The organism is Nocardioides dokdonensis FR1436, from assembly GCF_001653335.1.
Taxonomy (GTDB): domain Bacteria; phylum Actinomycetota; class Actinomycetes; order Propionibacteriales; family Nocardioidaceae; genus Nocardioides; species Nocardioides dokdonensis.
In genome coordinates this window covers 2,992,989-3,019,088 of sequence record NZ_CP015079.1, presented here as the reverse complement: position 1 = coordinate 3,019,088, position 26,100 = coordinate 2,992,989, and the positions used below count along the sequence as shown (strand labels likewise).

The 26,100-nt window shown below is 71.2% G+C and carries 20 protein-coding genes; 11 read left to right on the top strand and 9 right to left on the bottom strand.

Annotated elements, in window-relative coordinates; genetic code table 11:
* Nucleotides 1-93: 93 nt before the first annotated feature.
* On the top strand, nt 94-3,642 hold the full coding sequence (locus I601_RS14250; protein WP_068111002.1) for an ATP-binding cassette domain-containing protein: 3,549 nt from the start codon (nt 94-96) through the stop codon (nt 3,640-3,642).
* Nucleotides 3,643-3,883: 241 nt separating this feature from the next.
* On the opposite strand, the gene I601_RS14245 is transcribed toward I601_RS14250, so the two are convergent.
* Nucleotides 3,884-5,059 (bottom strand): IS30 family transposase, encoded by a 1,176-nt coding sequence (locus I601_RS14245; RefSeq protein WP_084527390.1) that lies wholly within the window; start codon nt 5,057-5,059, stop codon nt 3,884-3,886.
* Nucleotides 5,060-5,179: 120 nt separating this feature from the next.
* On the opposite strand from I601_RS14245, the gene I601_RS14240 reads away from it, so the two are divergent.
* Nucleotides 5,180-6,082: a TIGR01777 family oxidoreductase gene (locus tag I601_RS14240; RefSeq protein ID WP_068110999.1), complete on the top strand. Its 903-nt coding sequence runs from the start codon at nt 5,180-5,182 to the stop codon at nt 6,080-6,082.
* A gap of 3 nt (nt 6,083-6,085) precedes the next feature.
* Here the strand turns inward: I601_RS14240 and I601_RS14235 are convergent, their stop codons facing one another.
* Nucleotides 6,086-6,601 carry a hypothetical protein gene (locus I601_RS14235; RefSeq protein ID WP_068110996.1) on the bottom strand — a complete coding sequence of 172 codons (516 nt, stop codon included), beginning with the start codon at nt 6,599-6,601 and terminating at the stop codon, nt 6,086-6,088.
* A gap of 64 nt (nt 6,602-6,665) precedes the next feature.
* On the opposite strand from I601_RS14235, the gene lipB reads away from it, so the two are divergent.
* The 5 genes from lipB to I601_RS14210 all read left to right on the top strand — a co-directional run bounded on the left by lipB (nt 6,666) and on the right by I601_RS14210 (nt 11,211).
* Nucleotides 6,666-7,397: a lipoyl(octanoyl) transferase LipB gene (gene lipB / locus I601_RS14230; protein ID WP_068110994.1), complete on the top strand. Its 732-nt coding sequence runs from the start codon at nt 6,666-6,668 to the stop codon at nt 7,395-7,397.
* 57 nt (nt 7,398-7,454) lie between these two features.
* Nucleotides 7,455-8,459 carry an ABC transporter ATP-binding protein gene (locus I601_RS14225; RefSeq protein ID WP_068110992.1) on the top strand — a complete coding sequence of 335 codons (1,005 nt, stop codon included), beginning with the start codon at nt 7,455-7,457 and terminating at the stop codon, nt 8,457-8,459.
* Nucleotides 8,456-9,457: an ABC transporter permease gene (locus tag I601_RS14220; RefSeq protein WP_068110989.1), complete on the top strand. Its 1,002-nt coding sequence runs from the start codon at nt 8,456-8,458 to the stop codon at nt 9,455-9,457. The genes I601_RS14225 and I601_RS14220 overlap by 4 nt, the downstream gene beginning before the upstream one ends.
* Nucleotides 9,458-9,523: 66 nt before the next feature.
* Entirely contained in the window at nt 9,524-10,465 is a 942-nt protein-coding gene (gene lipA, locus I601_RS14215; protein WP_068110986.1) for a lipoyl synthase, read from the top strand.
* 50 nt (nt 10,466-10,515) lie between these two features.
* Complete coding sequence (locus I601_RS14210; protein WP_068110983.1) at nt 10,516-11,211, top strand: DUF4191 domain-containing protein; 696 nt, start codon at nt 10,516-10,518, stop codon at nt 11,209-11,211.
* A 72-nt stretch (nt 11,212-11,283) separates the two neighbouring features.
* On the opposite strand, the gene I601_RS14205 is transcribed toward I601_RS14210, so the two are convergent.
* Together I601_RS14205 and I601_RS14200 are read right to left on the bottom strand one after the other, a co-directional pair.
* Nucleotides 11,284-12,135 carry an SCO4651 family lipoprotein gene (locus I601_RS14205; RefSeq protein WP_068110981.1) on the bottom strand — a complete coding sequence of 284 codons (852 nt, stop codon included), beginning with the start codon at nt 12,133-12,135 and terminating at the stop codon, nt 11,284-11,286.
* A gap of 36 nt (nt 12,136-12,171) precedes the next feature.
* Nucleotides 12,172-12,588, bottom strand: a complete 417-nt coding sequence (locus I601_RS14200) for an RDD family protein (protein ID WP_068110979.1) — start codon at nt 12,586-12,588, stop codon at nt 12,172-12,174.
* 186 nt (nt 12,589-12,774) lie between these two features.
* On the opposite strand from I601_RS14200, the gene glnA reads away from it, so the two are divergent.
* The 3 genes from glnA (at nt 12,775) to I601_RS14185 (ending at nt 16,732) form a co-directional block, all read left to right on the top strand.
* Nucleotides 12,775-14,199 carry a type I glutamate--ammonia ligase gene (gene glnA, locus I601_RS14195; RefSeq protein ID WP_068110976.1) on the top strand — a complete coding sequence of 475 codons (1,425 nt, stop codon included), beginning with the start codon at nt 12,775-12,777 and terminating at the stop codon, nt 14,197-14,199.
* A gap of 340 nt (nt 14,200-14,539) precedes the next feature.
* Nucleotides 14,540-15,673, top strand: a complete 1,134-nt coding sequence (locus tag I601_RS14190) for an Rv3169 family protein (RefSeq protein WP_068110973.1) — start codon at nt 14,540-14,542, stop codon at nt 15,671-15,673.
* A gap of 54 nt (nt 15,674-15,727) precedes the next feature.
* Nucleotides 15,728-16,732: a TIGR03617 family F420-dependent LLM class oxidoreductase gene (locus I601_RS14185; RefSeq protein ID WP_068110970.1), complete on the top strand. Its 1,005-nt coding sequence runs from the start codon at nt 15,728-15,730 to the stop codon at nt 16,730-16,732.
* A 14-nt stretch (nt 16,733-16,746) separates the two neighbouring features.
* On the opposite strand, the gene I601_RS14180 is transcribed toward I601_RS14185, so the two are convergent.
* The 3 genes from I601_RS14180 to I601_RS14170 form a co-directional block, all read right to left on the bottom strand.
* A complete protein-coding gene (locus I601_RS14180; RefSeq protein WP_237089631.1) occupies nt 16,747-19,044 on the bottom strand; it encodes a PEP/pyruvate-binding domain-containing protein in 2,298 nt (765 codons plus the stop codon).
* A gap of 234 nt (nt 19,045-19,278) precedes the next feature.
* Entirely contained in the window at nt 19,279-20,445 is a 1,167-nt protein-coding gene (locus I601_RS14175) for a hypothetical protein (RefSeq protein WP_068114973.1), read from the bottom strand.
* An 8-nt stretch (nt 20,446-20,453) separates the two neighbouring features.
* Nucleotides 20,454-22,415 carry a metal-dependent hydrolase gene (locus I601_RS14170; RefSeq protein ID WP_068110967.1) on the bottom strand — a complete coding sequence of 654 codons (1,962 nt, stop codon included), beginning with the start codon at nt 22,413-22,415 and terminating at the stop codon, nt 20,454-20,456.
* 165 nt (nt 22,416-22,580) lie between these two features.
* On the opposite strand from I601_RS14170, the gene I601_RS14165 reads away from it, so the two are divergent.
* Nucleotides 22,581-23,222, top strand: coding sequence for a TetR/AcrR family transcriptional regulator (locus I601_RS14165; RefSeq protein ID WP_068110964.1), 642 nt, complete (start codon nt 22,581-22,583; stop codon nt 23,220-23,222).
* Here the strand turns inward: I601_RS14165 and I601_RS14160 are convergent.
* Together I601_RS14160 and gabT are read right to left on the bottom strand one after the other, a co-directional pair.
* Nucleotides 23,215-24,630, bottom strand: coding sequence for an NAD-dependent succinate-semialdehyde dehydrogenase (locus I601_RS14160; protein WP_068110959.1), 1,416 nt, complete (start codon nt 24,628-24,630; stop codon nt 23,215-23,217). The genes I601_RS14165 and I601_RS14160 overlap by 8 nt on opposite strands.
* On the bottom strand, nt 24,627-25,994 hold the full coding sequence (gene gabT / locus I601_RS14155; protein ID WP_068110957.1) for a 4-aminobutyrate--2-oxoglutarate transaminase: 1,368 nt from the start codon (nt 25,992-25,994) through the stop codon (nt 24,627-24,629). The genes I601_RS14160 and gabT overlap by 4 nt, the downstream gene beginning before the upstream one ends.
* Nucleotides 25,995-26,100 lie beyond the last annotated feature (106 nt).

Genomic DNA, 26,100 nt, shown 5'->3' with positions numbered 1-26,100 from the left:
CTTCCGGGCGGGGTGTCGTGCTCGTCACACCCCCGGGGGTACCCGCAAAAGCAGAGGCGGGGAGTCGGTGCGAGGGCCTACCTTTGAAGCACCGTGACTACGACCGATCTCGGCGCACACCCCGCGCTCGCCCAGACCCACCAGCCCACCGGCCCCGCCGCCCACCGACGACCCGTCGACTGGCGTCGGATGCGCAGCCCGTGGGCGCTCCTGGCCCTGCTCGGATCCCTGCTCGGGGCCGTCGGCACCGCGGTCGGGTCCGCGGTGGCCGGGCAGCTCGCCGAGGACGCCACCACCGCCCTGGTGTGGGCGCTGGCGGTGTGCGTGGTGGGCGCAGCGGTGCTCGACTCGATCGGGCGCACCGTCTGGGCCGGCGTGGTCGACCGGGCCGAGGGTCGGCTGCGCGCCGACCTGCTCGACGCGGCGATGATGCAGCCGCTGGCCGCGCTCGACGAGCAGGCCGTCGGCGAGGTGCTCGACCGGGTCGACGACGACACCCACGAGGTCGGCTCGCTGCTGCGCCAGAGCGTGTGGATGGCGATCCGCACCCTGCTCGCCTCGGGCCCGCTGTGGCTGGTCGCAGGCCTGACCTGGTGGCCGGCCTTCCTCCTCTTCCCGCTGGCGGGCGTCGCCGCGGTCGCCGTCGTACGCCCGCTGCTGCCGCAGATCTCCGAGCGCAAGATCGTCGAGGAGATCGCCTGGACCGACCACGCGGCGGCGATGGAGGAGGGCATCGCCGCCCGCGACGACCTGCGCACCACGCTGGGCCAGGCCTACCTCGTACGCCGCTGCACCGAGCTCGCCGCGACGGTGCACGCCCGCTTCGCCGAGGTGCTCCAGCTGGAGAGCCAGGTGGGACGGCGCACCGGGACCCTGCTGCACGGGATGCTCGCGGGCACCGCCGTGGTCGGGGTGGCCCTGGTGCTCGGCGACTCGCTCTCGACCGCCGCGCTGGTGACGCTGTTCCTGGTCACCACCACCTTCGTGGGGCAGGTCGACCAGCTGGCCCGGCACCTGCCCGACCTGCAGGCGGGCTTCGGTGCGGTGCTGCGGCTGCGGGGGCTCCTCGGGGCCGAGGCGGAGCCGGTCGGCGGGGAACAGCTGAGCCAGCGCGCCCTCGACCTCGAGCTGCGCGACCTGCACTTCTCCTACGGCACCGGCACCTTCGCACTGCAGGGCGTCGACCTGACGGTGCCCGCCGGCACCACGTGCGCGCTCGTGGGGCGCACCGGCTCGGGCAAGTCGACCCTGGCCTCCCTCGTCTCGCGGGCCGTGGACCCCGAGCCCGGCAGCGTCGTGCTCGGCGGCACCGACGTGCTCGACCTGGACCTGCAGTCGCTGCGCAGCGCCGTCGGTGTGGTCACCCAGCGCACCGAGATCCTGGCCGGCACCCTGGCCGAGAACATCGCCCTCTTCGCCGACGGTGCCCGTGCCCGGGTCGAGGCGGCGGTCACCGAGCTGGGGCTCGACAGCTGGGTGTCCGGCCTGCCCCAGGGCCTCGACACCCCGCTCGGGCCCGGCGGCACGACGCTCTCCTCCGGGGAGGAGCAGCTGGTCGCCTTCGCCCGCCTGCTGGTGCGCGACGTCCGGGTGGTGGTGCTCGACGAGGCCACCGCGCGCATGGACCCGGTCACCGAGGCGCGCGTCGTGCGCGCCGCCGACCGGCTGCTGACCGGCCGCACCGGCCTGCTGGTCGCGCACCGGCTCGGCACCACCGAGCGCGCCTCGCAGGTGGCGGTGCTCGAGGCCGGACGGGTGGTCCAGCAGGGCCCGCGCGGAGTCCTGGCCCGTGAGCCCGGACCGTTCCGCGAGCTGCTCGACGCCTCCGCGCACGAGCAGGCCAGCGCCGCCGACGACGGCACGGACCGCCCGGACGGCACGGACGACCGGGCGGCCACCGCCCACATCGGCAGTGCGCGGCGTACCGGCCTGCCCCCGGCGCCCCCCGCGCTGCGCCCGCTGCCCAGCCTGGCCCGGGCCACCTGGAACGCGCTGCTGGTCGAGCCCCGCTGGGGCCTGGTCGGCGCCGGACTGTTCACGGTCTCGGCGATGACCGGCGCGTTCGGCGCGGTCACCGGCTGGATCTGGGGGCTGCTGGTCACCGACCTCCAGGACGGCGGCCGCCCGCTCGGCCTCACCGTCGCGCTGATCGCCTCGCTGATGGTCTCCCCGCTGATCCTGGCCCAGGCCTTCAAGGTCTACCCGCGCTGGTGGATCGCGGTGATGCTGCGCGTGCGCGCGGCCGTCCTGCAGGGCCAGACCGAGCAGCACCGCCTGACCCGCACCCCTCCCGGCGAGGTCGTGGCCCGCGCCATGGACGCCGACCGGCTGGCCCGGTACGCCGACCGCTGGGTCGACTTCGTCAACGGGCTGCTCATCGTCGCGCTGACCTCGGTGCTGGCCGGCAGCCTGCTCGCCGGCGGCGTCCTGCTCGCGGTGATGGTCATCTCGGCCGCGGCCTCCTCCCTCGGGCGGCGCGTCGCGGGACGCTCCGCCGCGGCGTCGTCGTCCGCGCGGGCACAGTTCGGGCGCTCCCTCGTCTCGGCGCTCGAGTCGGTGCGCACCGTCAAGCTGGCGGCCGCGACCCCCGAGGTCCACCAGCACCTGCGCGACGTCGACTCCGGACGGGTCGAGGCCGCGGTCAAGGAGCACCGGGTGCAGGCCCTGCTCGACGGTGTCCCGATCGTGATGGTCCAGCTCGGCGTCGTCGCGGCCTGGGGCATCTACGTCGCCGACGGCTGGGGCCTGGCGACCGCGCTGCTGGTCGCCAACGCCGTGGCCGGCTTCGACTGGTTCGGCCGCGTGGCCGGGTCGATCGTGACCGAGGCCCCCGGCACCCGCGCCTGGATGCACGAGACCAGCCGGCTCGCCGGCGGCGGAGACCTGATGGCCGAGCCGCCGGGCGTCGACCTGGTCAGCGGCGCCGCGCCCCGTCCGGCCGCCCAGAGCCACGACCCGCTGCACGAGCTCGACGTGCGCGGCCTCAGCGCCGTCCACGACGACGGCACCGTCGGCGCGCACGGCATCGACCTGCAGGTCGCGCGGGGCGAGCTGGTGCTGCTGCTGGGCCAGGTCGGCTCCGGCAAGTCCAGCCTGCTCGGCGCCCTGGCCGGGCTGGTGTCGACGACCGGGGAGGTGCGCTGGAACGGTCGGCTGCTCGACGAGCCGCAGACCCAGCTGCGTCCCGGCCGGGTGGCCCACGTGGCCCAGGTGCCGCGCGTGCTCTCCGGCACGTTCCGCGACAACATCAGCCTCGACCACCAGCACCGCCAGGTCGACCCGGCCGTCGCGGCCGCCCGGCTGGGCCGCGACGTGGAGGAGGCCGGCGGCGCCGACTCGCTGGTCGGGCACCGCGGCGTACGCCTCTCGGGCGGGCAGGTGCAGCGCGTCGCGCTCGCCCGTGCCCTGGCCTGCGACGCCGAGCTGCTGCTGGCCGACGACGTGTCCTCGGCCCTGGACGCCGCCACCGAGATCGAGCTGTGGGAGTCGCTGCGTGCCCGCGGGACCACCGTGGTCGGGGCGACCTCCAAGACCGCCGCCCTCGCCCGCGCCGACCGCGTCGTGGTCCTCGTCGACGGCACCATCGCCGCCAGCGGACCCTGGTCCCGGCTGGCCCCCCGCTGGCGCCACCTCGCCGGCTGAGCCTCCAGCACCCCGGTCGCACCAGGGCAGCCTCCCGGGGTCGGGAGCACCGAGGACCAGCAGAACCCGCGAGTCGGCCCAGATGTCGCGCTGACCCGGCGCAGATGTCGCACCGAGTCGGCGCGAATGTGCCCGTGCACATCTAGGCCGAGTCAGCGCGATATTTGGGCCGGGTCGAGGGGATATCTGGGCCGGGTCGAGGGGATATCTGGGCCGGGTCGAGGGGGCGGAATCTAGGTAGTCACGCAACACCGTGGTTGGTGATGGGGTCTGAGAGTAGTTGGTCGAGGACCTCGGCTGGGGTTTGGAAGTCGTGGCGTTTGCGGGGTCGGGCGTTGAGCTCGGAGGCGATGTTGTCGAGCAGGCCGGGGCCGTAGAAGGACAGGTCGGTGCCCTTGGGCAGGTACTGGCGCAGCAGGCCGTTGGTGTTCTCGTTCGAGCCGCGTTGCCAGGGCGAGTGCGGGTCACAGAAGTAGATCTCCAGGCCGGTGGCCTCGGCGATCGCGACGTGGTTGGCCATCTCGCCGCCCTGGTCCCAGGTCAGCGAGCGGCGCAGCTGCTCGGGCAGGGTGGCCATCTTCGCCACGAGCGCTTCTTGGACCGCCAAGGCGCCGTGGTCGCCGGGCAGGTGCAGCAGCATCACGAACCCGGTGCTGCGCTCGACCAGGGTGCCCACCGCGGACTTCGAGGCGGTCGAGCCGAGGATCAGGTCGCCTTCCCAGTGCCCGGGCACGGCGCGGTCCTCGACCTCGGCGGGTCGTTCGCTGATCATGACCATGCCGGGGATCCGGCCGCGTCGCTCGGCCTCACGGCGGTGGGGTTTGCGCATCGAACGTCCGGTGCGCAGGTGCGCGCTCAACTCGCGCTTCAGCCCGCCGCGGGCCTGGATGTACAGCGACTGGTAGATCGTCTCGGGTGACACCCGCATCTCCGGATCGTCGGGGAAGTCGCGTCGAAGTCTGCCAGCGATCTGTTCGGGGCTGCGACGCTGGACCAGGTGGTCTTGGACCGCTCTGCGCAACTGCAGGTTGGTGGCCAGCTTCGCCCCCCGCGACCTCGTGCGGCCACGATCGACCTTGGACTGGGCCACCGAGGCCCGGTACCCACGACCGGTCGCACCACGGGCCAGCTCGCGGCTGATCGTGGCTGGGCTCCTGCCAGTACGACGCGCGACCTCACGGACCCCGTGGCCGGCATGGGTCAACGCTGCGATGTCCTCGCGCTCGACCCAGGACAGATACCGGCCCACCGGCGGGTTCACAGGAACAGGGTTCACCCCGCCAGCCTTGCGGAAGACCCGCTTAGACGTGGTCGCCGACATGCCCGTCACACGGGCAGCCGACTTCACTCCCAGCCCGGAACGGATCGCCTCCCAGAACGGACGGTCGAGCTCCCTGGGCCGCATCGGTCGAGCCATGGCACAACTCCTCAGTCATCGAGGTGTTGCATCACTACCTAGAACCCGCCGGGGATATCTGGGCCGGGTCGCGCCTGAGCAGGTGACCCGCGGGGAGGCGGGGGCTGACAGGGTGGGCGCATGAGTCTTCACGTGGTCATCGGCGGGGCGTCCGGGTTCCTGGGCACCCATCTCGGCAACGCGCTGCGCGAGCGGGGGCACCGCGTCACCCGGCTCGTGCGCAGCCCCACCAGCGAGGCCGACGCCTCCACCTGGGACCCGTACGCCGGCGTGGTCGACCGCGGCCTCGTCGCCGGCGCCGACGTCGTGGTCAACCTGGCGGGCGCCCCGCTGATCGGCAACGTGCACTCGCAGAAGTGGGCCCGCGAGGTCCGCGACAGCAGGGTCCGCACCACCCGGCTGCTGGCGGAGATCATCGCCGGGGCCGACCGGCCGCCGGCCTTCCTGGCCGGCAACGGCATCGCGATCTATGGCGACCACGGCTCGCAGCCGCTGACCGAGGAGTCCGACAGCCGCGGCGACGCGCTGCTCACCGAGGTGAGCCGGGAGTGGGAGGACGCCACCACCGCCGCGCGCGACGCCGGCTCGCGGGTCTGCGTGCTGCGCACCTCGCCGGTCATGGACCGCCGCAGCCCCCCGCTCAAGCAGCTGATCACGCTGTTCAAGCTCGGTCTCGGGGGCAGGCTGGGCAACGGTCGCCAGCACATGGCGATGATCTCGCTGCGCGACTGGGTCGACGCGGTCGTCCACCTCGCCGAGCACGAGAGCGCCTCCGGTGCGTTCAACCTGTGCTGCGAGACGACCCCGACGAACGCCGAGTTCACCGACACCCTCGCCTCCGCGGTGCAGCGGCCGAGCTTCGCCACCGTGCCGGCGCCGTTGCTGCGGGTGGCCGCCGGGAAGATGGCCCCCGAGCTCCTCGGCTCGCTCAACGTCCGCCCCGCGGCCCTGCTGGCGGCCGGCTACCGGTTCCACGACCCCGATGTCGCGGCCGTCGTCTCGGCGGGGCTGGCCGCCGACTGAGCCTCACCACGCGAGCCGCACCGACTCCACCACCCAGGCGCCGTCGCGGCGGGTGAGCACGAGCGACCGGGTGGTCGGCCGGTCCTCCGGCAGCACCCGTCGTACGCCGCTGCCGACGGCGACCGCGTCGGCGAGCCGGTCGGTGACCCGCAGGCGGAGCCGGTGCCGGCGCGCGGCGAGCACGTCGAGCGCCAGCACGTGCACCTGCATCCCCCGCACCCGCAGGCCCCGGTCGAGCCAGGCGTCGAGCATCCGCAGGTCGCGCCGGCCGGCCCGCGACCGATCGGCGTACAGCGCGCCCAGCGCGAGCCGGTCGCCCCGCTCCCACGCCCGACCGCGCCGGGTGTCCCAGCGGGCCAGGACCGTGCGCGCCCGCTGCTCCTGCGCCCCCGGCGCCGCCAGGTCCGGCACGGCCGCCGCCACCGGACCCGCCACCCCCTGCGGGACGAGGACCAGCAGCACGAGCAGCACCAGGACGACGGCCACCGGGGCGGCACGGGACACGGGGACGACAGCCATGCCCTCCTCCTTCCCCCAGGACACCGGCGGCCACCACGTTGTCCACAGGCGTAGGGTCGCCGGCATGGACGAGGTGCAGTTCGAGGTCGCCGGGCTGGGCGACGAGGCCGTCGACTACCTGGCTGCCTGGGACCTCCAACGTGGGGTGCACGCCCAGGTGGTGGCCGGGGAGCGACCCGGCACGGTGCTGCTGCTGGAGCACCCGCCGACCTACACCGCCGGCAAGCGCACCGACCCCCACGAGCGGCCGCTCGACGCGGGCGGGGCTCCGGTGATCGACGTCGACCGCGGCGGCAAGATCACCTTCCACGGTCCGGGCCAGGTGGTGGCCTACCCGATCGTGGCGCTGCCCGACCACGTCAAGGTGGTCGACTTCGTGCGCCGCATGGAGGAGGCGATGATCGCCACCTGTGCCCACTTCGGGGTCGAGACCGCCCGCGTGCCGGGCCGCAGCGGGGTGTGGCTGCGCGCCGACGGGCTGCGCCAGGAGCGCAAGGTCGGCGCCATCGGCATCCGGGTCAGCCGCGGGGTCACGATGCACGGCATCGCGCTCAACTGCGACGTCGACCTCGGCTGGTACGACCGGTTCGTGCCCTGCGGGATCGCCGACGCCGGGGTCACGACCCTGAGCGTCGAGACCGGCCGACGGGTCGGCGTCGAGGAGGTCCTGCCGGTGCTGCGCACCGAGCTGGCCAGGATGCTCACCTGGGACGCCTACGTGCCCACGCCCGACTACGACGCCCGCCCCGAGCCGGGGCGTGGCCCCCGCATCGAGCTGGTGACGCCCGGCAGCTGAGCCGGCTCGGCGGCGCGTCGCCGAGGTGAGGACTGCGCGTTCTGCGACCCTCTCCCGGTGAGCACCTCCAGCGGTCTCGGGACCGACACCGGGCACGACCTGATCATCGAGACGACCGCGCTCCGCAAGGAGTACCGCACCCGTCAGGGCACCCGGGTCGCCGTGGCCGGGCTCGACCTCGCGGTGCCTGCCGGCGGCGTGCACGGTTTCCTGGGTCCCAACGGCTCCGGCAAGACCACCACGATCCGGATGCTGCTGGGCCTGGCGCGGGCCACCAGCGGCACGATGCGCCTGTTCGGGCGTCCGGTGCCCACCGAGCTGCCGCAGGTCGTGGGCCGCGTCGGAGCGGTGGTGGAGTCGCCCAAGTTCTCCCCCAACCTCACCGGCCGGCAGAACCTCCTGCTGCTCTCCCGCTCCATCGACGGTCCCGACACCCGCGTCGACGAGGCGATCGAGACCGTCGGGCTCACCGGCCGCGACGGCGACCGGTTCCGCTCCTACTCGCTCGGCATGAAGCAGCGCCTCGCGATCGCGGCCACCCTGCTCAAGGACCCCGCCCTGCTGATCCTCGACGAGCCGACCAACGGCCTCGACCCCGCAGGCATCCGCGAGATCCGGGACACGATCCGCTCCCTCGGCGAACGCGGTGTCACGGTGCTGCTCAGCTCCCACATCCTCGCCGAGGTCCAGCAGGTCTGCACCTCGGCGACCATCATCGGCAACGGTCGGCTGCTGGCCTCCGGCACCGTGGCCGACCTGCTGGCCGCGGGCGCGGCCTACCGCGTGGAGGTGGCGGTGCCCGGCGAAGCGAGACGCCTGCTCGACGCGGCCGGTCTCACCACCCGCCCCGGGCCCGACGACGCCTCGTTCCTCGTCGACACCGAACGGCCCGCCGAGGTCACCCGACTGCTCGGTGAGGCCGGGATCTGGCTCGAGGGGCTCAGCGCCCAGCGCCAGGACCTCGAGAGCTACTTCCTCGAGCTCACCGCCGGCGACACCCTGGGTCAGTCCGAGATGGGCCAGTCCCAGATGGGCCAGTCCGAGATGGGCGGTGCCGCATGAGGTCCCTGCTGCGGGTCGAGGCCACCCGGCTGCGCTGGCGCCGTGCGATCGTGCTGCTGCTGGTGGCTGCCGTGGCCGTGCCGGCCCTCATCTTCGCTGCGACCGCCTGGAACACCCGCCCGGTCTCCGAGGGCGAGCGCGACCAGATCCTCTCCGAGCGGTACGCCGCCAAGGAGGTGCGCCGCTGCGAGCGCGACCCCGCGAACTTCCTCTATCCCGAGCCGAACTCGCAGGACGCCGAGGTCGTGACCGCTGCCTGCGAGGCCCAGATCCTGGACTGGTACGGCGGCCGCTCGACCCTGCTGCTCGACCAGGAGGTCCGCGCGGGCTCGGTCCTCGGGGTGGTGGCGGTCGTGGGGCTGCTGATGCTCCTGGTGGGCACCACGTTCGTGGGCCACGACTGGAACTCCGGGTCCATGAGCAACCAGCTGCTCTTCGAACCCCGCCGATCCCGCGTGTGGGCCGCCAAGGCGCTCGTGGTCCTGGCGACCGGGACGCTGGTGGCGGGCCTGGTGCTCGCGGCGTACTGGACCGGGCTGTGGGTGCTCGCCGGGTCGCGCGGCCTCCCCACCGGTGGCGGCGTCGTGGGTGACGGCTTCGAGCTGGTCCTGCGCAGCGCCGTGCTGGCCGGCGCTGCCGCCCTGGGCGGCTACGCCCTGACGATGCTCTTCCGCAGCACCGTGGCCACCATCGGGGTGCTCTTCGCGGTCTCCGTCGTCGGCGGCACCCTCATCGGGCTGCTCAACAGCGGTGGGCCGGACAGCAGCCAGCGGTGGCAGCCGCAGACGCACCTGGCGGGGTGGGTGACCAACGAGGCCCGCTACTACGACGAGAGCAGCCTGCCCGAGGAGTGCCTCAGCGGTCGGCGGGTGCGTGGCGTCGACTGCGACGGCGAGCAGGTGGTCACCGCGGCCGATGCCGGCGCCTACCTCGGCCTCCTGCTGCTGGGTGCCGGGGCGGTCTCGCTGGTCTCGTACCGCCGCCGCGACGTGCCCTGATCCGCGACGCCGGGTCGGGTGGCGCCGACTCGGCTGGCGCTGGGGCGGCGGCGTACAGTCGAGGCCGTGACTGAGGCACCCGCACCCGAAGGCCGCAAGCTCCTCCGACTCGAGGTCCGCAACGCCGAGACCCCCATCGAGCGCAAGCCGGAATGGATCAAGACCCGGGCCAAGATGGGCCCCGCGTACAAGGAGCTGCAGGCGCTCGTCAAGGGCGAGGGCCTGCACACCGTGTGCCAGGAGGCCGGCTGCCCCAACATCTTCGAGTGCTGGGAGGACCGCGAGGCGACCTTCCTCATCGGCGGCGACCAGTGCACCCGACGCTGCGACTTCTGCCAGATCGACACCGGCAAGCCGCAGCCGCTGGACCGCGACGAGCCGCGCCGGGTGGCGGAGTCGGTGCAGAAGATGCAGCTGCGCTACGCCACCATCACCGGCGTCGCCCGCGACGACCTGCCCGACGGGGGCGCCTGGCTGTACGCCGAGACGGTCCGCGTGATCCACGAGCTCAACCCCGACACCGGGGTGGAGAACCTGATCCCGGACTTCAACGGCAAGCCCGACCTGCTGCGCGAGGTCTTCGAGTCGCGGCCCGAGGTGCTGGCCCACAACGTCGAGACGGTGCCGCGCATCTTCAAGCGGATCCGTCCCGCCTTCCGCTACGACCGCTCCCTCGACGTCATCACCCAGGCCCGCGACTTCGGCCTGATCACCAAGTCGAACCTGATCCTGGGCATGGGCGAGACCCGCGAGGAGGTCAGCCAGGCCCTGCGCGACCTGCACGAGGCGGGCTGCGAGCTGATCACGATCACCCAGTACCTGCGCCCCTCCGCGCGTCACCACCCCGTCGAGCGCTGGGTCAAGCCCGAGGAGTTCGTCGAGCTCAAGGACGAGGCCGACGAGATCGGCTTCTCCGGCGTCATGTCCGGACCGCTGGTCCGTTCGTCTTACCGCGCCGGACGCCTGTACGGTCAGGCGATGGAGGCGCGAGAGGGCGCCACCGTCTGACCGCCGCCCGGGTCGAGCCCCGGGCCGACCCGAGTGAGGCACTCCCCCGCATGGCCAAGCAGACCGACCCGTCATCGATGAACCGCCGCCAGCAGTTCGCCGAGACCTACCGGATCACCAAGAGGACAGACCCGCGCATCGGGCTCTGGCTCCTGCTGACCTTCCTCGTCGTGGGAGCCCTCGGGTTCCTGCTGTTCAAGATCCTGCCCGGCAGCGGCGCCATCGAGTGGGTGCTCTCGGTCGTGGGCGGGATCCTCTTCGGAACCCTCGGCGCGCTGATCCTCTTCAGCCGTCGCGCGCAGGCGTCGGCGTACAGCCAGATGGAGGGCCAGCCCGGCGCCGCCGCGGCCTCGCTCAACATGCTCAAGCGCGGCTGGCACACCGACACCGCGATCGCCTTCAACCGCCAGCAGGACGTCGTGCACCGCGTGGTGGGCCCCCCGGGCATCATCCTGGTCGGTGAGGGCAACGGCACCCGGCTGCGCGCCCTGATGGTGAGCGAGCGCAAGAAGCACGCGCGCGTCGCCTCCGAGACCCCCGTGCACGAGGTCGTGGTGGGTCGTGAGGACGGCCAGGTGCCGCTGGACAAGCTGATGAAGCACCTGCGGAAGATGAAGCGCCAGGTCCGCCCGGCCGACATCACCGACATCCGCAACCGGCTCAAGGCCCTCGACGCCAGCCGCCCGGCGGTGCCGCTGCCCAAGGGGCCGGTGCCGACCAGCATGAAGGGCATGCGCGGGCGCTGAGGCGCGCCTACAACACGAGAAGGGCGGCGAGGTCGATGACCTCGCCGCCCTTCTCGCTGTTGCGGGCCTCGATCAGCCCATGCTGCCCATCATGTCGGCCATGGTGGTGACCTGGTCGGCGGGCGGCGCCTCGATGCTGACGTCGGTGCCCCAGTCGTCCATCTTCATCTCCGTCGCCCCACCGGCCTCGGCCATGTCGAAGACGATCTTGCGGACCAGGCCCTCGTCATCGAACCAGATGTCGTAGGTCATGTCGTCGGGGATCGCCGACTTCGGCAGGTCCTCGAAGCCCTCGATCGACTTCAGGGCGTCCTCGCCGTCGACGGTGGCGCTGTAGTGGTCCATGTCCTCGCCGTCGACGTCCTCCTCGCCGATGAAGGTGGCCGAGACCAGCCCGCGCTCCATCAGCTCGGCCTGCTTGGAGGGGTCCATGGAGTCGGCCATCATCGACCCCAGCGCGCCGCCACCCATGTCGCTGAAGTCGATCTTGACGTACTTGCCCTGGGCCTCGGCCATCTGCATGTACATGACCGAGTCGACCATGATGACCTCGCTCTCCCCGCCGCCGCCGGCGGGGTCCGGCATCAGGAACTTCATGGCCATCGGGTTGCTCGAGAAGTCGACCTCGCCCTCCCCCACCATCGGGGCACCGGCCGACTCGGAGGACATGGTCAGCTTGGCGGTGGTCGCCTTCTCGAAGGCGCCGGTGACCAGGCCGATGAACTCATCGGTGCTCACCTCGGCACCGGCCTCGGGGGCGTCGCTCTCCTCAGTGTCGCTCTCCTCGGTGTCGGTCTGTGACGAGGTGCTGCTGGTGTCGTCTGCCTTCTCGGCGTCGTCACCGCCGCAGGCGCTGAGGCCGGTCAGGGCCAGCGGGAGGACGGCCGCAGCGGCGGTACGTCGCCAGGTCAGGGTGCGCTTCATGGGGGTGCCTCTCTCAGTGGGTTGCTGGTCGGAGCATCACCGCGCGGTGATGCTCCGAAACGTCGACAGGGTCACGGTCGCGGTGCCGGCTGCGATGTCGTGCAGTCCGCGACCGTCGGGGCGGAAGACGAGCGGGGGCACCACGACCGCCACCAGGATCTGGCGGGCCAGGGCCGGCAGCAGGCCGGGCGGGCGGGGGTCGCCGGAGGCGTGCACGACCCGCAGCCGGGTCGCGATCTTGCCGAACGAGCCGCCCAGGAGCGCGGTGAGGACCGCGGACTCGACCACGAAGACGCCGAGGACGTAGAAGCTCGCCGCCGGGTCGGCGGAGGCGCCGTACACGGTCGCGAACGGCAGCACCGCCAACGTGCTGGCGAACCAGTCCACCAGGAGAGCGAGGATGCGGCGCGACCACGACGCGGTCTCGATGACACGGGGAGGGGCCTGGTTCACGCTGCCAGCCTAGGCAACCACCCGGCAGGGTCACTGCGCGGACGGCTGTTACATGGGGGAAACACGTCCGATACGGTGACGAAACTGGCCTTCTCGTAAGGTGACGGCATCGTCCGGGGCAGCGTCGCCGCGGGTGTCCACTCTCAGATCTGCCGGTCGTCGGACGACGACGACCAAGGAGGACGAATGTTCCAGAACAGCGAGGAGCTGCTCAAGTACATCAAGGACGAGGGCGTCGCGATGGTCGACGTGCGCTTCTGCGACCTGCCCGGTGTCATGCAGCACTTCACGATCCCGGTCTCGTCCTTCGACCAGTCGGTCTTCGACGACGGCCTGGGTTTCGACGGTTCGTCCATCCGCGGCTTCCAGGCCATCCACGAGTCCGACATGAACCTGTTCCCGGACCCGACGACGGCCTACATCGACCCCTTCCGCGTCGCCAAGACGCTGGTGGTCAACTTCTTCATCCACGACCCGATCTCGGGCGAGGCCTACTCGCGCGACCCGCGCAACATCGCGCGCAAGGCGATGGCCTACATGGCCACCACCGGCATCGGCGACCAGGCGTTCTTCGCCCCCGAGGCCGAGTTCTACGTCTTCGACAACGTGCGCTTCGAGACCAAGGCCAACGCCGGCTACTACGAGATCAACTCCTCGGCCGGCGCCTGGAACACCGGTGACGCGTTCGAGAACGACAACCGCGGCTACAAGGTCAAGTACAAGGGCGGCTACTTCCCCGTCGCGCCCACCGACCACTTCGGTGAGCTGCGCGACGAGATGGTCATCGAGCTGGAGAACGCCGGGCTGCACGTCGAGCGCGCCCACCACGAGGTCGGCACCGCCGGCCAGGCGGAGATCAACTACAAGTTCGACGAGCTGCTCAAGGCCGCCGACGACGTGATGAAGTTCAAGTACATCATCAAGAACACGGCCTGGCGCAACGGCAAGACCGCCACCTTCATGCCCAAGCCGATCTTCGGCGACAACGGCTCCGGCATGCACGTGCACCAGTCGATCTGGAACGAGGGCAAACCCCTGTTCTACGACGAGACCGGGTACGGCGGCCTGTCGGACATGGCGCGCTACTACATCGGCGGCATCCTCAAGCACGCCCCGTCGCTGCTGGCCTTCACCAACCCGACGGTGAACTCCTACCACCGCCTGGTCCCCGGCTTCGAGGCCCCGATCTCGCTGGTCTACTCGCAGCGCAACCGCTCGGCCTGCGTGCGGATCCCGATCACCGGATCGAACCCGAAGGCCAAGCGCATCGAGTTCCGCTGCCCCGACCCGTCGGCCAACCCGTACCTGGCCTTCTCGGCCCTGCTGCTGGCCGGCATCGACGGCATCAAGAACAAGATCGAGCCGCCCGCCCCGGTGGACAAGGACATCTACGAGCTCCCGCCGGACGAGATGGCCGACATCGAGCAGGTGCCCACGTCGCTGAACGAGGTGCTCGTCGCGCTCGAGCAGGACCACGACTACCTGACGGCCGGCAACGTGTTCACGCCCGACCTGATCGAGACGTGGATCGAGTACAAGCGCACGCAGGAGATCCTGCCCGTCCAGGCCCGTCCTCACCCCCACGAGTTCGAGCTGTACTACGACATCTGACCAGCGCGCTTCACCCGCTGACAGTAGTTGCCGAGAACGGCGGCCGACCTGCGAGAACGTCTTCGACGTCCTGCAGCGTCAGCCGCCGTTCTTCGTTGTCCTGCGGCCCCAGGACCAGGCCGAGGACCGGGTGGCGGTGCCAGCGAGGGTCGGCGCATCGCCACGTGTCGCGGCGGCCGCGATCGCCCTGGGGCCCCTGGTGCTCGGGCGGTCTGTCATGAGTCGCACTTGACAACTGAAACACGTTCTACTGAACTAGCGGACGTGATCCCGCACTCCCCCACGCTGCCGATGCCACCTGGACCGAGCACGGCATCGTGGATGCGGGCGGGGGCCTGACGTGACCCAGCACCCCAGCAGATCCGCCCACCACGGTCTCAGCGGTCTCGACGAGTACCCGATCCACCAGGCGCCGTTGCCGGTCACTTGGGCGGCGTCGAGCGACCGCAACTTCTACGACCGCTCCTACTTCAACGCCCACGACCGCAGCGGTGACATCTTCGCCATCTTCGGCCACGGCTACTACCCCAACCTCGGCACCAAGGACGCCTTCTTCATGGTGCGCCGCGGCGACGAGCAGACGACCGTCCACCTCGGCGACCCGATCGACGACGACCGGATGAACCAGCACGTGGGCGCCTACCGCGTCGAGGTCATCGAGCCGCTGCAGAAGGTGCGGATGGTCCTCGAGGAGACGGAGGGCATCGCCGCCGACCTCACCTGGGACGCCTCGTTCCCGGCGCTGAAGGAGATGCCGCACGTGATGCGCTCGGGCTCGCGGGTCACCCTCGACGCCCAGCGCTTCGCCCAGGTCGGCACGTGGCAGGGCCACATCACCATCGACGGGACCGACATCGCCGTCACCCCCGACAGGTGGGTCGGCGCCCGCGACCGCTCCTGGGGCATCCGTCCGGTGGGCGAGGCCCCACCGGCAGGCGCGCCCGCGACACCGGAGTTCGAGGGCATGTGGTGGCTCTACGTGTCGATGCGCTTCGACGACTTCATGATCTGCCTGATCATCCAGGAGGAGCCCGACGGCTACCGCGGGCTCAACGACTGCCACCGGGTGTGGAAGGACGGGCGCATCGAGCAGCTCGGCTGGCCCCAGGTGCGGGTGCACTACACCTCCGGCACCCGGGTGCCGACCGGCGCGACCATCGCGTGCACCACCCAGGACGGCGAGAAGCTGGACATCCAGGTCGACTCCAAGCTCGCCGTGCCCCTGCACGTCGGCGGCGGCTACGGCGGCGACCCCGACTGGACCCACGGTCTCTGGAAGGGCGCGGGGTTCACCGAGCGCGTCACCTACGACATGGCCGCCCCCGAGGTCGCGGGCCGCGTCATGTTCGGCGTCATCGACCACGTCGGCCGGGCCGTGGTCGACGGCCAGGAGGGCTGGGGCCTCTTCGAGCACGGCGCCCTGGGCCGGCACGACCCCAGCGGCTTCGCCGACTGGTTCACCCTCGCCCCGTGAAGAACTTCGGGAGATACTAGAACGTGTTCTAGAACCGGCTGTAGGATCGGGTGCATGCTTCTCGACGTGCAGCTGGACGCCCGACCCGACGCCGTGGCCGAGCGGGCCCGCCAGCTCACAGGCGCCGGGGTCGACGGGCTGTTCACCTTCGAGGGCCCGCACGACGTGTTCCTGCCGCTCGCGGTCGCCTCGCAGGCGGTCGAGACCGACCTGATGACCAACGTCGCGATCGCCATGCCACGCTCGCCGATGCACCTGGCCAACGCTGCCTGGGACCTGCAGCTGATGTCACGAGGCCGGTTCCGGCTCGGGCTGGGCTCGCAGATCAAGGTCCACGTCGAGAAGCGGTACGGCGCCACCTGGTCGCCGCCGGCCGCCCGGATGCGCGAGATCGTCCTCGCGGTCAAGGCGATCCTGACCTCGTGGCAGGACGGCACCCGCCTCGACTTCGTCGGTGAGCACACCCGCCACACGCTGATGCCGCCGACGTTCGTTCCCGGCCCCAACCCGTACGGCGCCCCGCCGGTGCTGCTCGGCGCGCTCGGGCCGCTGATGACCCGCACGGCCGCCGAGGTCGCCGACGGGCTGCTGGTCATGCCGTTCCACAGCCACCGCCACGTCCGCCAGCGCACCCTCGCCGCCGTCTCCGAGGGCCTCGCCACCGCCGGGCGTACCGAGGTCGCGATCTACCCGCAGGCCATCACCGCGATGGGCCGCACGCCCGAGGAGCAGGCCGCCGCCGACGCCGGGGTGCGGATGCTGCTCGCGTTCTACGGCTCGACGCCGGCGTACCGTCCGGTTCTCGAGGTCGAGGGCTGGGGCGACCTCCAGCCGCAGCTCAACACGCTGTCCAAGACCGGCGACATCGCCGCGATGGGCGCCCTGGTCACCGACGAGATGCTGGACACGCTCGCGGTCCGCGGAACCCCCGAGGACTGTGCGGCCGAGCTCGGGCGGCGCTTCGGTGACCTCGCGCAGCGGGTCTGCTGCTACTTCCCCGGTTACGAGCCACCGCTCGACCAGCTAGGTGCGTTGCGCTCCGCGCTCGCCGCGGTCTGAGGGATCGAGCCCACCTAGGCGTCCACGGGAGCGCTCAACAAGGTCACAGTGCCGCAGTCGCCATCGAGCCTGACCCTGTCCCCCGTGCTCAGGAAGCCCGTGGCCTGACGCGCGTTGACCACGCACGGGAGCCCGTACTCGCGAGCGATGACTGCCCCGTGGGAGACCGAGCTGCCCAGATCGGTCACCAGGCCGCCGATCAGGCTGAAGTACGGCGTCCAGCCGATGTCGGTGATGGGCGTCACCAGGATCTCGCCGGGAGCGAGGTCGGCGGCCTCGGCCAACGTGTGCGCCACCCGGACGACACCCTCGACGACCCCCCGCGACGCAGGTCGGCCCTGGAGAACGCCGTCGGCCACCTCCAGGACCTGGGGCTCCAGCGGCTGGGGAAGCCCGACGGAGATCTCCGGGAACTCCAGGCGCTGCTGGTACTGCAGGGCGTCTCGCCGCGCCAGTGCCTGCTCGACGCCAGCCGGCGTCGGTTCACCGTCGAAGGCATCGAGCTCGCCGACGGTGAAGAAGTACACGAGGTCGGCGTCGGGGAGGAGCCCCTCGGCGGCGAGCTGCTCACCCAGGTGCCGGAAGGCGACCTGGAACCGGTGGGCGACGTCGACGAGGAGCGACTTGGTGTGCTCGCGGCGGCGAATGGCGTTGTGAGCCTTGGGCAGCGCCCAGCGCAGACCCCGGCTCAGGGACGCCGTGTCGACGACCTGGGTCCTGATGTCACGGCGCCCCCCGGTGCGCAGCCGCGCCTGCACGGCGGCCTGCATGCTCTGCACCAGCGGCGTCGGGTCGTCGCCCCACGATGGGTCCCGCACGCACAGCTCCCGGTAGCCCCGATGTCCATGACGGTGCAGGAACCGGTCGAGGCCACCCGCCAGGGACTCGTCGCTTCGCAACCACCCCAGCGCCTCCTCGGGAGCTCGACCGACGAAGCCAGCGAGCGCACCACGGTGTGCGGCCACGTGGTCGATCAGCTCGTCGAGCTCCTCGAGCATCACGGCGCTCTCCACACCGCTGGCGCCGGCCAGGAGCCGAACCGCCTCCGCCTGCTCAGCGACGGTGCTGGCATTCGCCGACCGCGAGACCATGTTCTCCACGGTGGCGCTGAAGAAGCCCGAGAGAGCCGAGGACTGGATGTGAACAGCCATGCTCCGGTCGAAGAACGTCAGCTCTCCTGCGAGATGGGTCCACGTCGTCGCCGCGTCCGGACCGGGCTGGAGGACGAACGAGGCCACCTCCTCGTCGAACTCCTCGACAACGCTGGGCGCCTGGTAGCAGTAGCGCAGCAGCTTGAAGGTGTTGAACAGGCGGCGGAAGAACGGCATCGGGGTGGGGTCCTCGAGCTCCGGCACCCCGCGACCGCAGATGGTCTGCGCGGTCTGGTCGGCGTCCGAACCGAGTGTCCCGGCGGCCAAGGTCAGGTTGCCACTCAGGTTGAGGAACAGGTGGCCGTAGGCCGAGGCCGTGACCTGCCAGACAGGGTCGATGTCCTTGCGGGCTCCGACACTGACCTGCATGTGCTGCAGTCCGTAGTCGATGCCCCACCCCGTGAACGACATCGTCAGCGGGCACACCGCGCCGGGCATCATCTCGCTGACGTTGCTGATGGTCAGCACGTCATCAGGGCTCGGCAGCACGGAGTCGAACTCGTTGAGGTCGGCCGGCAAGGTGGTGATGGGACGCGCCTGCAACCAGTACAGGGCGCCGGAGCGGTCGATGGCCCACTCCAGGTCGAGGGGGTGGCCCTCGTGGGCGGCAGCTCTGCGAGCCTGCTCCGCGATCTGGGAGATCTGGCTGTCGCTGAGCAACGCCGAGTCGCCGATAAGGTCACGTCGAACGATGCCTCCGTCGACCGCCACGGCGTACGAGTCCGGGGTCGCCTCGCCGCTCACGAGCGCCTCGCCGAGCCCGGCCACTGCGTCGATCACGAGCAGGTCACGGCGCGCGCTCACCGGGTCGGCCGTGAAGACCACACCCGCCGCCAGCGCGTCGACCATCCGCTGGACAACGACGTTCATCCGCGCTCCTGCAGCCCCGAGGACGTCGACCTGGTAGCTCTGGGCGCGCTCGGTCGACGCTGACGCCACACACAGGTCGATCGCTCGACGGAGCTCGTCCACACCAGAGACGTTCAGCACCGTCTCGTACTGCCCGGCGAAGGAAGCCTCGGCCCCGTCCTCGCCCTTTGCGGACGAACGGACAGCCACCGCGTGGGCTCCCAACGCCTGGTGGCGTTCATCGAGATCAGCCGGATGGTCGCCGACGCGGGCATCACGAATCACGAACGCCGACGGGACCGGCAGTCCCATCGCGACGAGGCGCGCCAGCCCGAAGGCCTTGCCGCCGACCGAAGCGTCCTCGATCTCCCCCAGATCGAGAGCCACCGCGCCCGCGGACCCGTTCGATCGTGCTGTGGTGCGTTCCGCGGTCATCTTCACCCTTCAGGTCCACCACCGACACAGGATCGGGGTTCGGAAACGCCCGCTCGAGGCGTGCGTGCTCATGGAATGTCTGGGGCCTCGTCGACCAGCCCTCCGGCGACGTCAGGCTCCGGTCACGCTCGCCTCGGCGAGGCTGTTGGAGCCGGGATCGTCTGCCGCGCCTCGTCTCCCGCCATGCCCGGCGATGACGGTGACGCCGATCGCAGCCACGAAGCAGAGGGTCGCGAAGGGCAGGTTGCCGAGCTCGGTGCCTTGGTTGGTGGTGCCGCCCTCGGCATCGAGTCGCGAGGGGATGGAGACTGCCCAGAAGAACGCGAAGGCCGCGAGGAAGGACCAGCCGTAGACCCGCGAGTAGAGGCTTGCCTCGGCCGTGCCCTCTCGGCGCGCGGCGCGCCAGCTCGCGACGAGTGCGATCGCCCCGCCGACCCAGACGATGGCCAGCTCGACGTAGAGGACCACGGCGTAGGCGTCGTCGCCGCCGCCGAGACCGCGCACGACGCGCTCGAACGCGCCGACCGAGAGCATGACGACCAGGGCGAAGACCCCCACGGCCAGGGTCCCGAGGACCAGCCGGATCCCACGGGGCGGGCGACCGGCCCAGGTCGGGCGACCGACCAGCAGACCCAGGCCGTAGGCGAGTCCGGCCACGCTCACGGCGGAGTACAGGGTGATGCTCCCGACGGGGACCGCGTCGAGGAAGACCGAGTTCGACGGGGCGTCGCGGTTCCACGCCCACCAGCTCAGCTGGGGGCCCAGGGTGTCGAAGATCTCGTAGTAGGCACTGTGGACGAACCCGACCGCGAGCGCGCCGGCCACCAGGCCGTAGCGCTGGAAGACACCGGTGACCCGGACGGCCTCGTAGGCCAGCATCGGCAGAGCGATGTAGAGGGCGCTGATGTACAGCGGCAGCCGGTCGTACATGAACTGGACGGTGAACACGTTGTGCACGAAGTTCAGTCCGACGTCGTCCATCAAGCCGAACTTGTTGGGGAAGTACAGGACCGGCTCGTTGACCGTGAGGTAGAACAAGCCGCCGAACATCAGGGCCAGGTTGGTGGGGTCCCCGTGCTGGCGCAGACGTCGCACGGCGTACCAGAGGGCGAAGACGGCGCCGGCGAGGATCACCACCTCGAGCAGCGGCATCGTCCAGTGGGTCAGGTCAGCAGGGTTGCGCACCTCGACGAGCGGTGCGCCGCTGCAGTCGAATCCGCCCAGCTCGCGGGTGATCTCGTTGGCGACCTCAGGGCAAGGGCCTCGGGAATCGGACATGGTCATTCCTAGTGGTCGTAGTCGACGCGGACGTCGTCGCTGGTGGGCCGGGACTGGCAGGTGAGGACGAGCCCCGCGGCGAGCTCGGCATCACCGAGGACGTCGTTGTGAGCCATCTCGACCGTCCCCGAGCACAGGCGGGCCTGGCAGGTCCCGCACAGGCCGGACCGGCAGGACCACGGAACGTCCTGTCCCGTGGCCAGAGCGGCGTCGAGCACCGTGCGACCCGCGACAGCCACGGAGTGCTCCCTCCCGCCGAGGACGAAGGTGAGGTTGGCGTCGGCGTGCGCCGCTGCCGAGGGCGACACCTCGCCCCCGCGGGCGGCTCCGGGCGTGTAGGACTCCGAGTGGACGGCAGCGGGGTCCACGCCCAGGGCCGCGAGCGCACCGTTCACCGATGCCGCCATCGCATCCGGTCCGCAGACGAACCACGCGTCGGCCGGAGGCAGGGTGCCGTCGTCGACCCAGGTCCGCAGCAGGGCGAGGTCGACGTAGCCGTGCGTGTCCTCGAGGACATCGATGACCCGCAGACGTTCCGGGTGCTGCGCGAGGAGGGCGTCGAGACGACGAGTGAACATCCGCGACGCCGAGTCGCGGTTGGCGTGGATGAGGGTGAAGCGGCTGAGCGGTTCCTCCTCCATCGTCGTGGCGAGGAGAGAGATCAGGGGACCCACCCCACTGCCACCTCCGATCCCGACGTGGTGCCGCTCGAGGGCAGGGTCCAACGGCACGCTGAACCTGCCGGTCGGTGGGGCGACGCCGATCACGTCGCCGACCGAGAGCCGGTCCACCGCGAAGCTCGAGAACTGACCGCCGGGGGTGCGCTTGATGCCTACGGTGATCTGACCAGCCGACCGCGAGGTGCAGATGGAGTAGGTCCTCCGGACGTCCTCGCCGTCGACCACCGCTCGCACGGAGACGTGCTGGCCCGGCTCGTAGACGAACGTCTCCTTCAGGTGCCCCGGCACCTCGAATGTGAGCTCGACGCTGTCCGGTGTCATCGGCTCGATGGCCTCGATGCGCAGGTCGTGGAAGCTGTGCGCTCTCGGGCCCTCGACCTGGTGGCTGTCCAGGGAGGAGTAGAAGTGGGCGACGTCCCCGCCGGCCTCGAAGTGCGCGAACCAGACGTCGGCGAAGTCCGGGAGCGGCTGGTCGCCGGGATCGTGGAAGGGTGACTGGGAGTCGAGCAGTCCCCGCACCATCGCTCGGGCTTCGTGCTTCGGCAGGTCGGGGAAGGGTGAGGGGATCTCGACCTTCTCGCGCCAGGGTGCCAGGTTGGACAGGGCGGCGCGCAGGCTGTGCTTGGTGGACAGCACCCGCGCATCGAGCACCCGGTCGGCGAGCGGGACGTGCTCGTTGAACCCCGTCAGGATCAGCTCCATGACCGCGAGGCTGTGCCACGCGGCGGAGGGGACGACGAAGGTCCGGTACCAACGGCTCTTGACCACGGCCTCGTAGACGATCAGCCCGGAGGACCGGTGCTCGACCTCCTCGCAGAAGTGCCACAGGAACAGCGAGGCGACCCGCTCGTCACCGAGCCGGAAGAGCGTGCGCTCGTGGTCGAGGAGCATCTTGAAGAAGGGCGTGAACGTCGCCTCCATGTCAGCGAGGAACGCCAGGCGCCAGGCGAGGGACTTCCGTCGCGCCAGCCGCTGGTAGTAGGCGATGGCCCCCTCCAGCGTGCCTTGCAGGCCCGGGTATGCGCGGATCAGCGCATCGACGTGGTCCCGGTGCGCCTTGGAGTGCTGCGCCTCCTGGTGGACGAACGCCTTCGCCTCCTCGAGCGCCGCCGGATCGTCGATCTGCGGCATCGCCTCCCGGACCGCCGCCACCACGAACTTCTCGAAGGCGATGGCGAGGATCGAGATCGCGTTCGCCTGCAGCGAGAAGGCCGGGTTGCTCGGGTTCCAGTTGAAGGGGACGACTCCGTCGAAGTCGAAGGCGATCTTGCGGACGACGAGGTCGGTCATGGACCCGAGTGTCACATCTGTTGGCACTCCGTGCAACAGAATTCCACTCAGCGTCACCAATGAGGCCGCAATGCCATCAATGCGTCACACAAATGTCTATATGTGACGCCGAAGGGGGTGTCGTGCATGATGTGCCCACATCGATCAGGAGCCGTGGAGGTACCGATGGCAGGGCGCGGGTGGGGAGGCTCTCCCCCAGCGAGCGAGGACGAGGCGCGTCGGCGCATCCTCGAGGCGACGGCCGAGTGCGTGCGGCAGCTCGGCCCCTCGGCCACGACGGTCCAGGCCGTCGCCGACGAGCTCGGGATCACGCGGCGCACGATGTACCGCTACTACGCCAGCGTCGAGGACCTGTTCTCGGCCGTGGGCCTGGCGGCCCTCCACGACTTCCGCGAACGCATCGACGAAGCCACCGCCGGTCTGGAGGATGCGGTGTCCCTGGTGGTGGAGTCCCTGGCCTTCGCCATCGAGGTCGTCCCGGGCGAGCCGCTGCTGCACCTGCTGGTCGACGCCGGGCGTGGCGATCTGTACGGCGCGATGATGATGAGTCCCGAGGTCATCGCACTGTGTCGCGAGTCGGTCCTCGACGGGCGGGTCGAGTGGGCCGCGCTCGGCTACGACACGGAGGCGCTCGAGGAGCTGGTGGCAGTGATGCTGCGCCTGTTCCACTCCTTCGTCTTCGTCCCGCAGGTCCCCCCTCTCGGCGGCCAGGAGCTGCGCCAATGGCTGCGCCGTTGGCTCGGTCCCTCGATCCTCGCCCGCGGGCAGGTCGGGACCCTCCGCGGCCCCAGGACGGAGCTCAGCTGAGGTCCACGCTGAAGTACTGGGTCTCCTGGAACTCCGCCAGCCCCGCCCGTGCCCCCTCCCGCCCCAGACCGCTCTGCTTGTAGCCGCCGAACGGCGCGGCCGGGTCGGAGACGATGCCACGGTTGATGCCGATCATCCCCGCCTCGAACTGCTCGGCCAGGCGCAGAGCGTCCTGGAGCCGACCGGCATAGACGTAGGCGGCCAGGCCGTGCTCGGTGTCGTTGACCTGGCGCAGCAGGTCCTCCTCGTCCGTCCACACCACGATCGGGGCGACCGGCCCGAAGATCTCTCGCTGGAGGATGTCGGCACCCGGGCGTACGTCCGTCAGCACCGTCGGCGGGAAGAACCCGCCGCCTGAAGGGGCGATGGCCTGGTAGGCGATCCGGGCTCCCTCATCGACCGCCGAGGCGACCAGGTCGCCCAAGGCACGCACGGCGGAGGTGCTGATGAGCGGACCCACCTGCGCCTCGGGGTCCGACCCGGGACCGACACGGAGCGCCTCGGTGGCGGCGCCGAACCCAGCGACGAACGCGGCCGCCGCGTCGGCGTGGACGTAGAAGCGGTTCGCTGCGGTGCAGGCCTGACCGCCGTTGCGGTACTTGGCGATCATCGCTCCCTGCACCGCGGCTTCGAGGTCGGCGTCCGCGGTCACGACGTACGGCGCGTTGCCACCGAGCTCCATGCTGACGTTCAGGACCCGGTCGGCCGCCTGGCGCAGCAGCACCCGGCCGACCCCGGTCGAGCCGGTGAAGGAGAGCTTGCGGACCCTGTCGTCGCGCAGCCACGCGCCGACCACGCCCGCGGCGTCGGTGGTCGGCACGACGTTGACCACGCCGTCGGGCACCCCGGCCTCGGTGAGGATCTCGGCCACCGCCAGCGCTGTCAGCGGCGTCTCCGCCGCGGGCTTGAGGACCACGGTGCAGCCCGCGGCCAGGGCCGGTGCGATCTTGCGGGTCGCCATGGCGGCCGGGAAGTTCCACGGCGTCACCAGGGCGGCGACCCCCACCGGGTGGTGCGTGACCAGGGTGCGCGTGCCACCCGCGGGAGCGACGGAGTAGTCGCCGTCCGAGCGCACCGCCTCCTCGGCGAACCAACGGAAGAACTCCGCTGCATAGGTGACCTCGGCGCAGGCATCAGCCCGGGACTTCCCGTTCTCGGCCACGATCAGGTCGGCGAGCCGGTCCCGGTCGGCCACCATCAGCTCGCGAGCCCGGCTCAACACCTCGGCGCGCGCACGAGGTGCGGTGCCGGCCCACCCGGCGAAGGCAGCGGAGGCCACGGCCACGGCATCGACGCCCTGCTCCACCGTGTGGTCGGCCACCTCGCCGATCGGCTCGAGGTTGGCCGGGTCGAGGACGGCGAAGGTGCGGGTGCCGGGGGCGCGCAGAGGCGCGGAGCAGCCGGTCACCGGGTCTCCTCGAAGATGGCCTCGAGCACGTCGAGGGCCTCGACCAGCAGGTGATCAGGCATGGCGAGCGGCGGCAGGAACCGCAGCACGTTGCCCCACGTCCCGCAGGTCAGCACGATCAGGCCCGCCGCGTGCGCAGCGGCTGCAACCCGTCGGGTGAGATCCGCGTCCGGCTCGAGGGTGCCGGGCTCGACCACCTCGAGAGCGATCATCGCGCCGCGTCCACGGACCTCGCCCAGCCGCGGGTCCGCGGCCTGGAGTGCGGTGAGTCGCTCGGTCAGGCTCGCGCCGATCCGACGGGCACGCTCGACGAGCTGCTCCTCCTCGATGGTGGCGAGGACCGCGAGGGCGGCGGCGCAGGCGACCGGGTTGCCGCCGTACGTGCCGCCGAGTCCGCCCACGTGGGGCGCGTCCATGATCTCGGCGCGCCCGGTCACCGCGGCCAGCGGCATGCCGCCCGCGATGCCCTTCGCGGTGACGACCAGGTCGGGCACCACGTCCTCGTGGTCGCAGGCGAACATCGCCCCGGTGCGCGCGAACCCGGTCTGCACCTCGTCGGCGACGAACACCACTCCGTGCTGGCGGCACCACTGGGCGAGCGCGGCCAGGAAGCCCGACGCCGGCACGATGAACCCGCCCTCGCCCTGGATCGGCTCGATCACCATCGCGGCCAGGTTCTCCGCTCCCACCTGCTTGTCGATCACGTCGAGCGCACGGCGCGCGGCCTCCGGTCCGGGGAGCCCGTCGCGGAACGGGTAGGACATCGGCGCCCGATAGACCTCGGCGGCGAACGGTCCGAACCCGTGCTTGTAGGGCATGTTCTTCGCAGTCATCGCCATCGTCAGGTTCGTCCGTCCGTGATAGGCGTGGTCGAAGGTCACCACTGCTTGCCGGCCGGTGTGGGCCCGGGCGATCTTCACGGCGTTCTCCACCGCCTCGGCGCCGGAGTTGAACAGCACCGAGCGCTTCTCGTGGGCCCCCGGTGTCAGCCGGTTCAGCGCCTCGGCCACCTCCACGTACCCGTCGTACGGCGTGACCATGAAGCAGGTGTGGGTGAAGGCGGCCGCCTGGGCGGCCAACGCCTGCACCACCCTCGGGTGGGCATTGCCCACGGTGGTCACCGCGATGCCGGAGCCGAGGTCGATCAGGGAGTTGCCGTCGACGTCGACGACGACTCCCCCACCGGCGGCCTCGACGTAGACCGGCAGCACCGTGCCGACCGATCGACTGACCGCACGCTCCTTGCGGCGCTGCAGCTCCTGGGAGCGGGGACCGGGGATCGCGGTGACCAGGCGACGTTCCTGGGTCGGGCGGGGCCCTGCCTCGACCACGGGTGGGTGGGCGGCGGTGCTCGGCGTGTTCATGGGGCGCTCCCTGCTCGTGGTGACTGACGCGCCGACGCTAGGCGCGCAGTCTCCGCGAGGAAAGCGCGTGATCGCACAACCGAACCACTTGAGTTGTGCAAAGGTG

Coding starts and splice junctions, on each gene's coding strand:
- I601_RS14175 (WP_068114973.1), bottom strand. CDS start 20,445: ATGTCCGATTCCCGAGGCCCTTGCCCTGAGGTCGCCAACGAGATCACC.
- I601_RS14165 (WP_068110964.1), top strand. CDS start 22,581: ATGGCAGGGCGCGGGTGGGGAGGCTCTCCCCCAGCGAGCGAGGACGAG.
- glnA (WP_068110976.1), top strand. CDS start 12,775: ATGTTCCAGAACAGCGAGGAGCTGCTCAAGTACATCAAGGACGAGGGC.
- I601_RS14170 (WP_068110967.1), bottom strand. CDS start 22,415: ATGACCGACCTCGTCGTCCGCAAGATCGCCTTCGACTTCGACGGAGTC.
- I601_RS14235 (WP_068110996.1), bottom strand. CDS start 6,601: ATGGCTGTCGTCCCCGTGTCCCGTGCCGCCCCGGTGGCCGTCGTCCTG.
- I601_RS14180 (WP_237089631.1), bottom strand. CDS start 19,044: ATGGGACTGCCGGTCCCGTCGGCGTTCGTGATTCGTGATGCCCGCGTC.
- I601_RS14245 (WP_084527390.1), bottom strand. CDS start 5,059: ATGGCTCGACCGATGCGGCCCAGGGAGCTCGACCGTCCGTTCTGGGAG.
- lipB (WP_068110994.1), top strand. CDS start 6,666: ATGGACGAGGTGCAGTTCGAGGTCGCCGGGCTGGGCGACGAGGCCGTC.
- I601_RS14240 (WP_068110999.1), top strand. CDS start 5,180: ATGAGTCTTCACGTGGTCATCGGCGGGGCGTCCGGGTTCCTGGGCACC.
- I601_RS14220 (WP_068110989.1), top strand. CDS start 8,456: ATGAGGTCCCTGCTGCGGGTCGAGGCCACCCGGCTGCGCTGGCGCCGT.
- I601_RS14210 (WP_068110983.1), top strand. CDS start 10,516: ATGGCCAAGCAGACCGACCCGTCATCGATGAACCGCCGCCAGCAGTTC.
- gabT (WP_068110957.1), bottom strand. CDS start 25,994: ATGAACACGCCGAGCACCGCCGCCCACCCACCCGTGGTCGAGGCAGGG.
- I601_RS14205 (WP_068110981.1), bottom strand. CDS start 12,135: ATGAAGCGCACCCTGACCTGGCGACGTACCGCCGCTGCGGCCGTCCTC.
- I601_RS14185 (WP_068110970.1), top strand. CDS start 15,728: ATGCTTCTCGACGTGCAGCTGGACGCCCGACCCGACGCCGTGGCCGAG.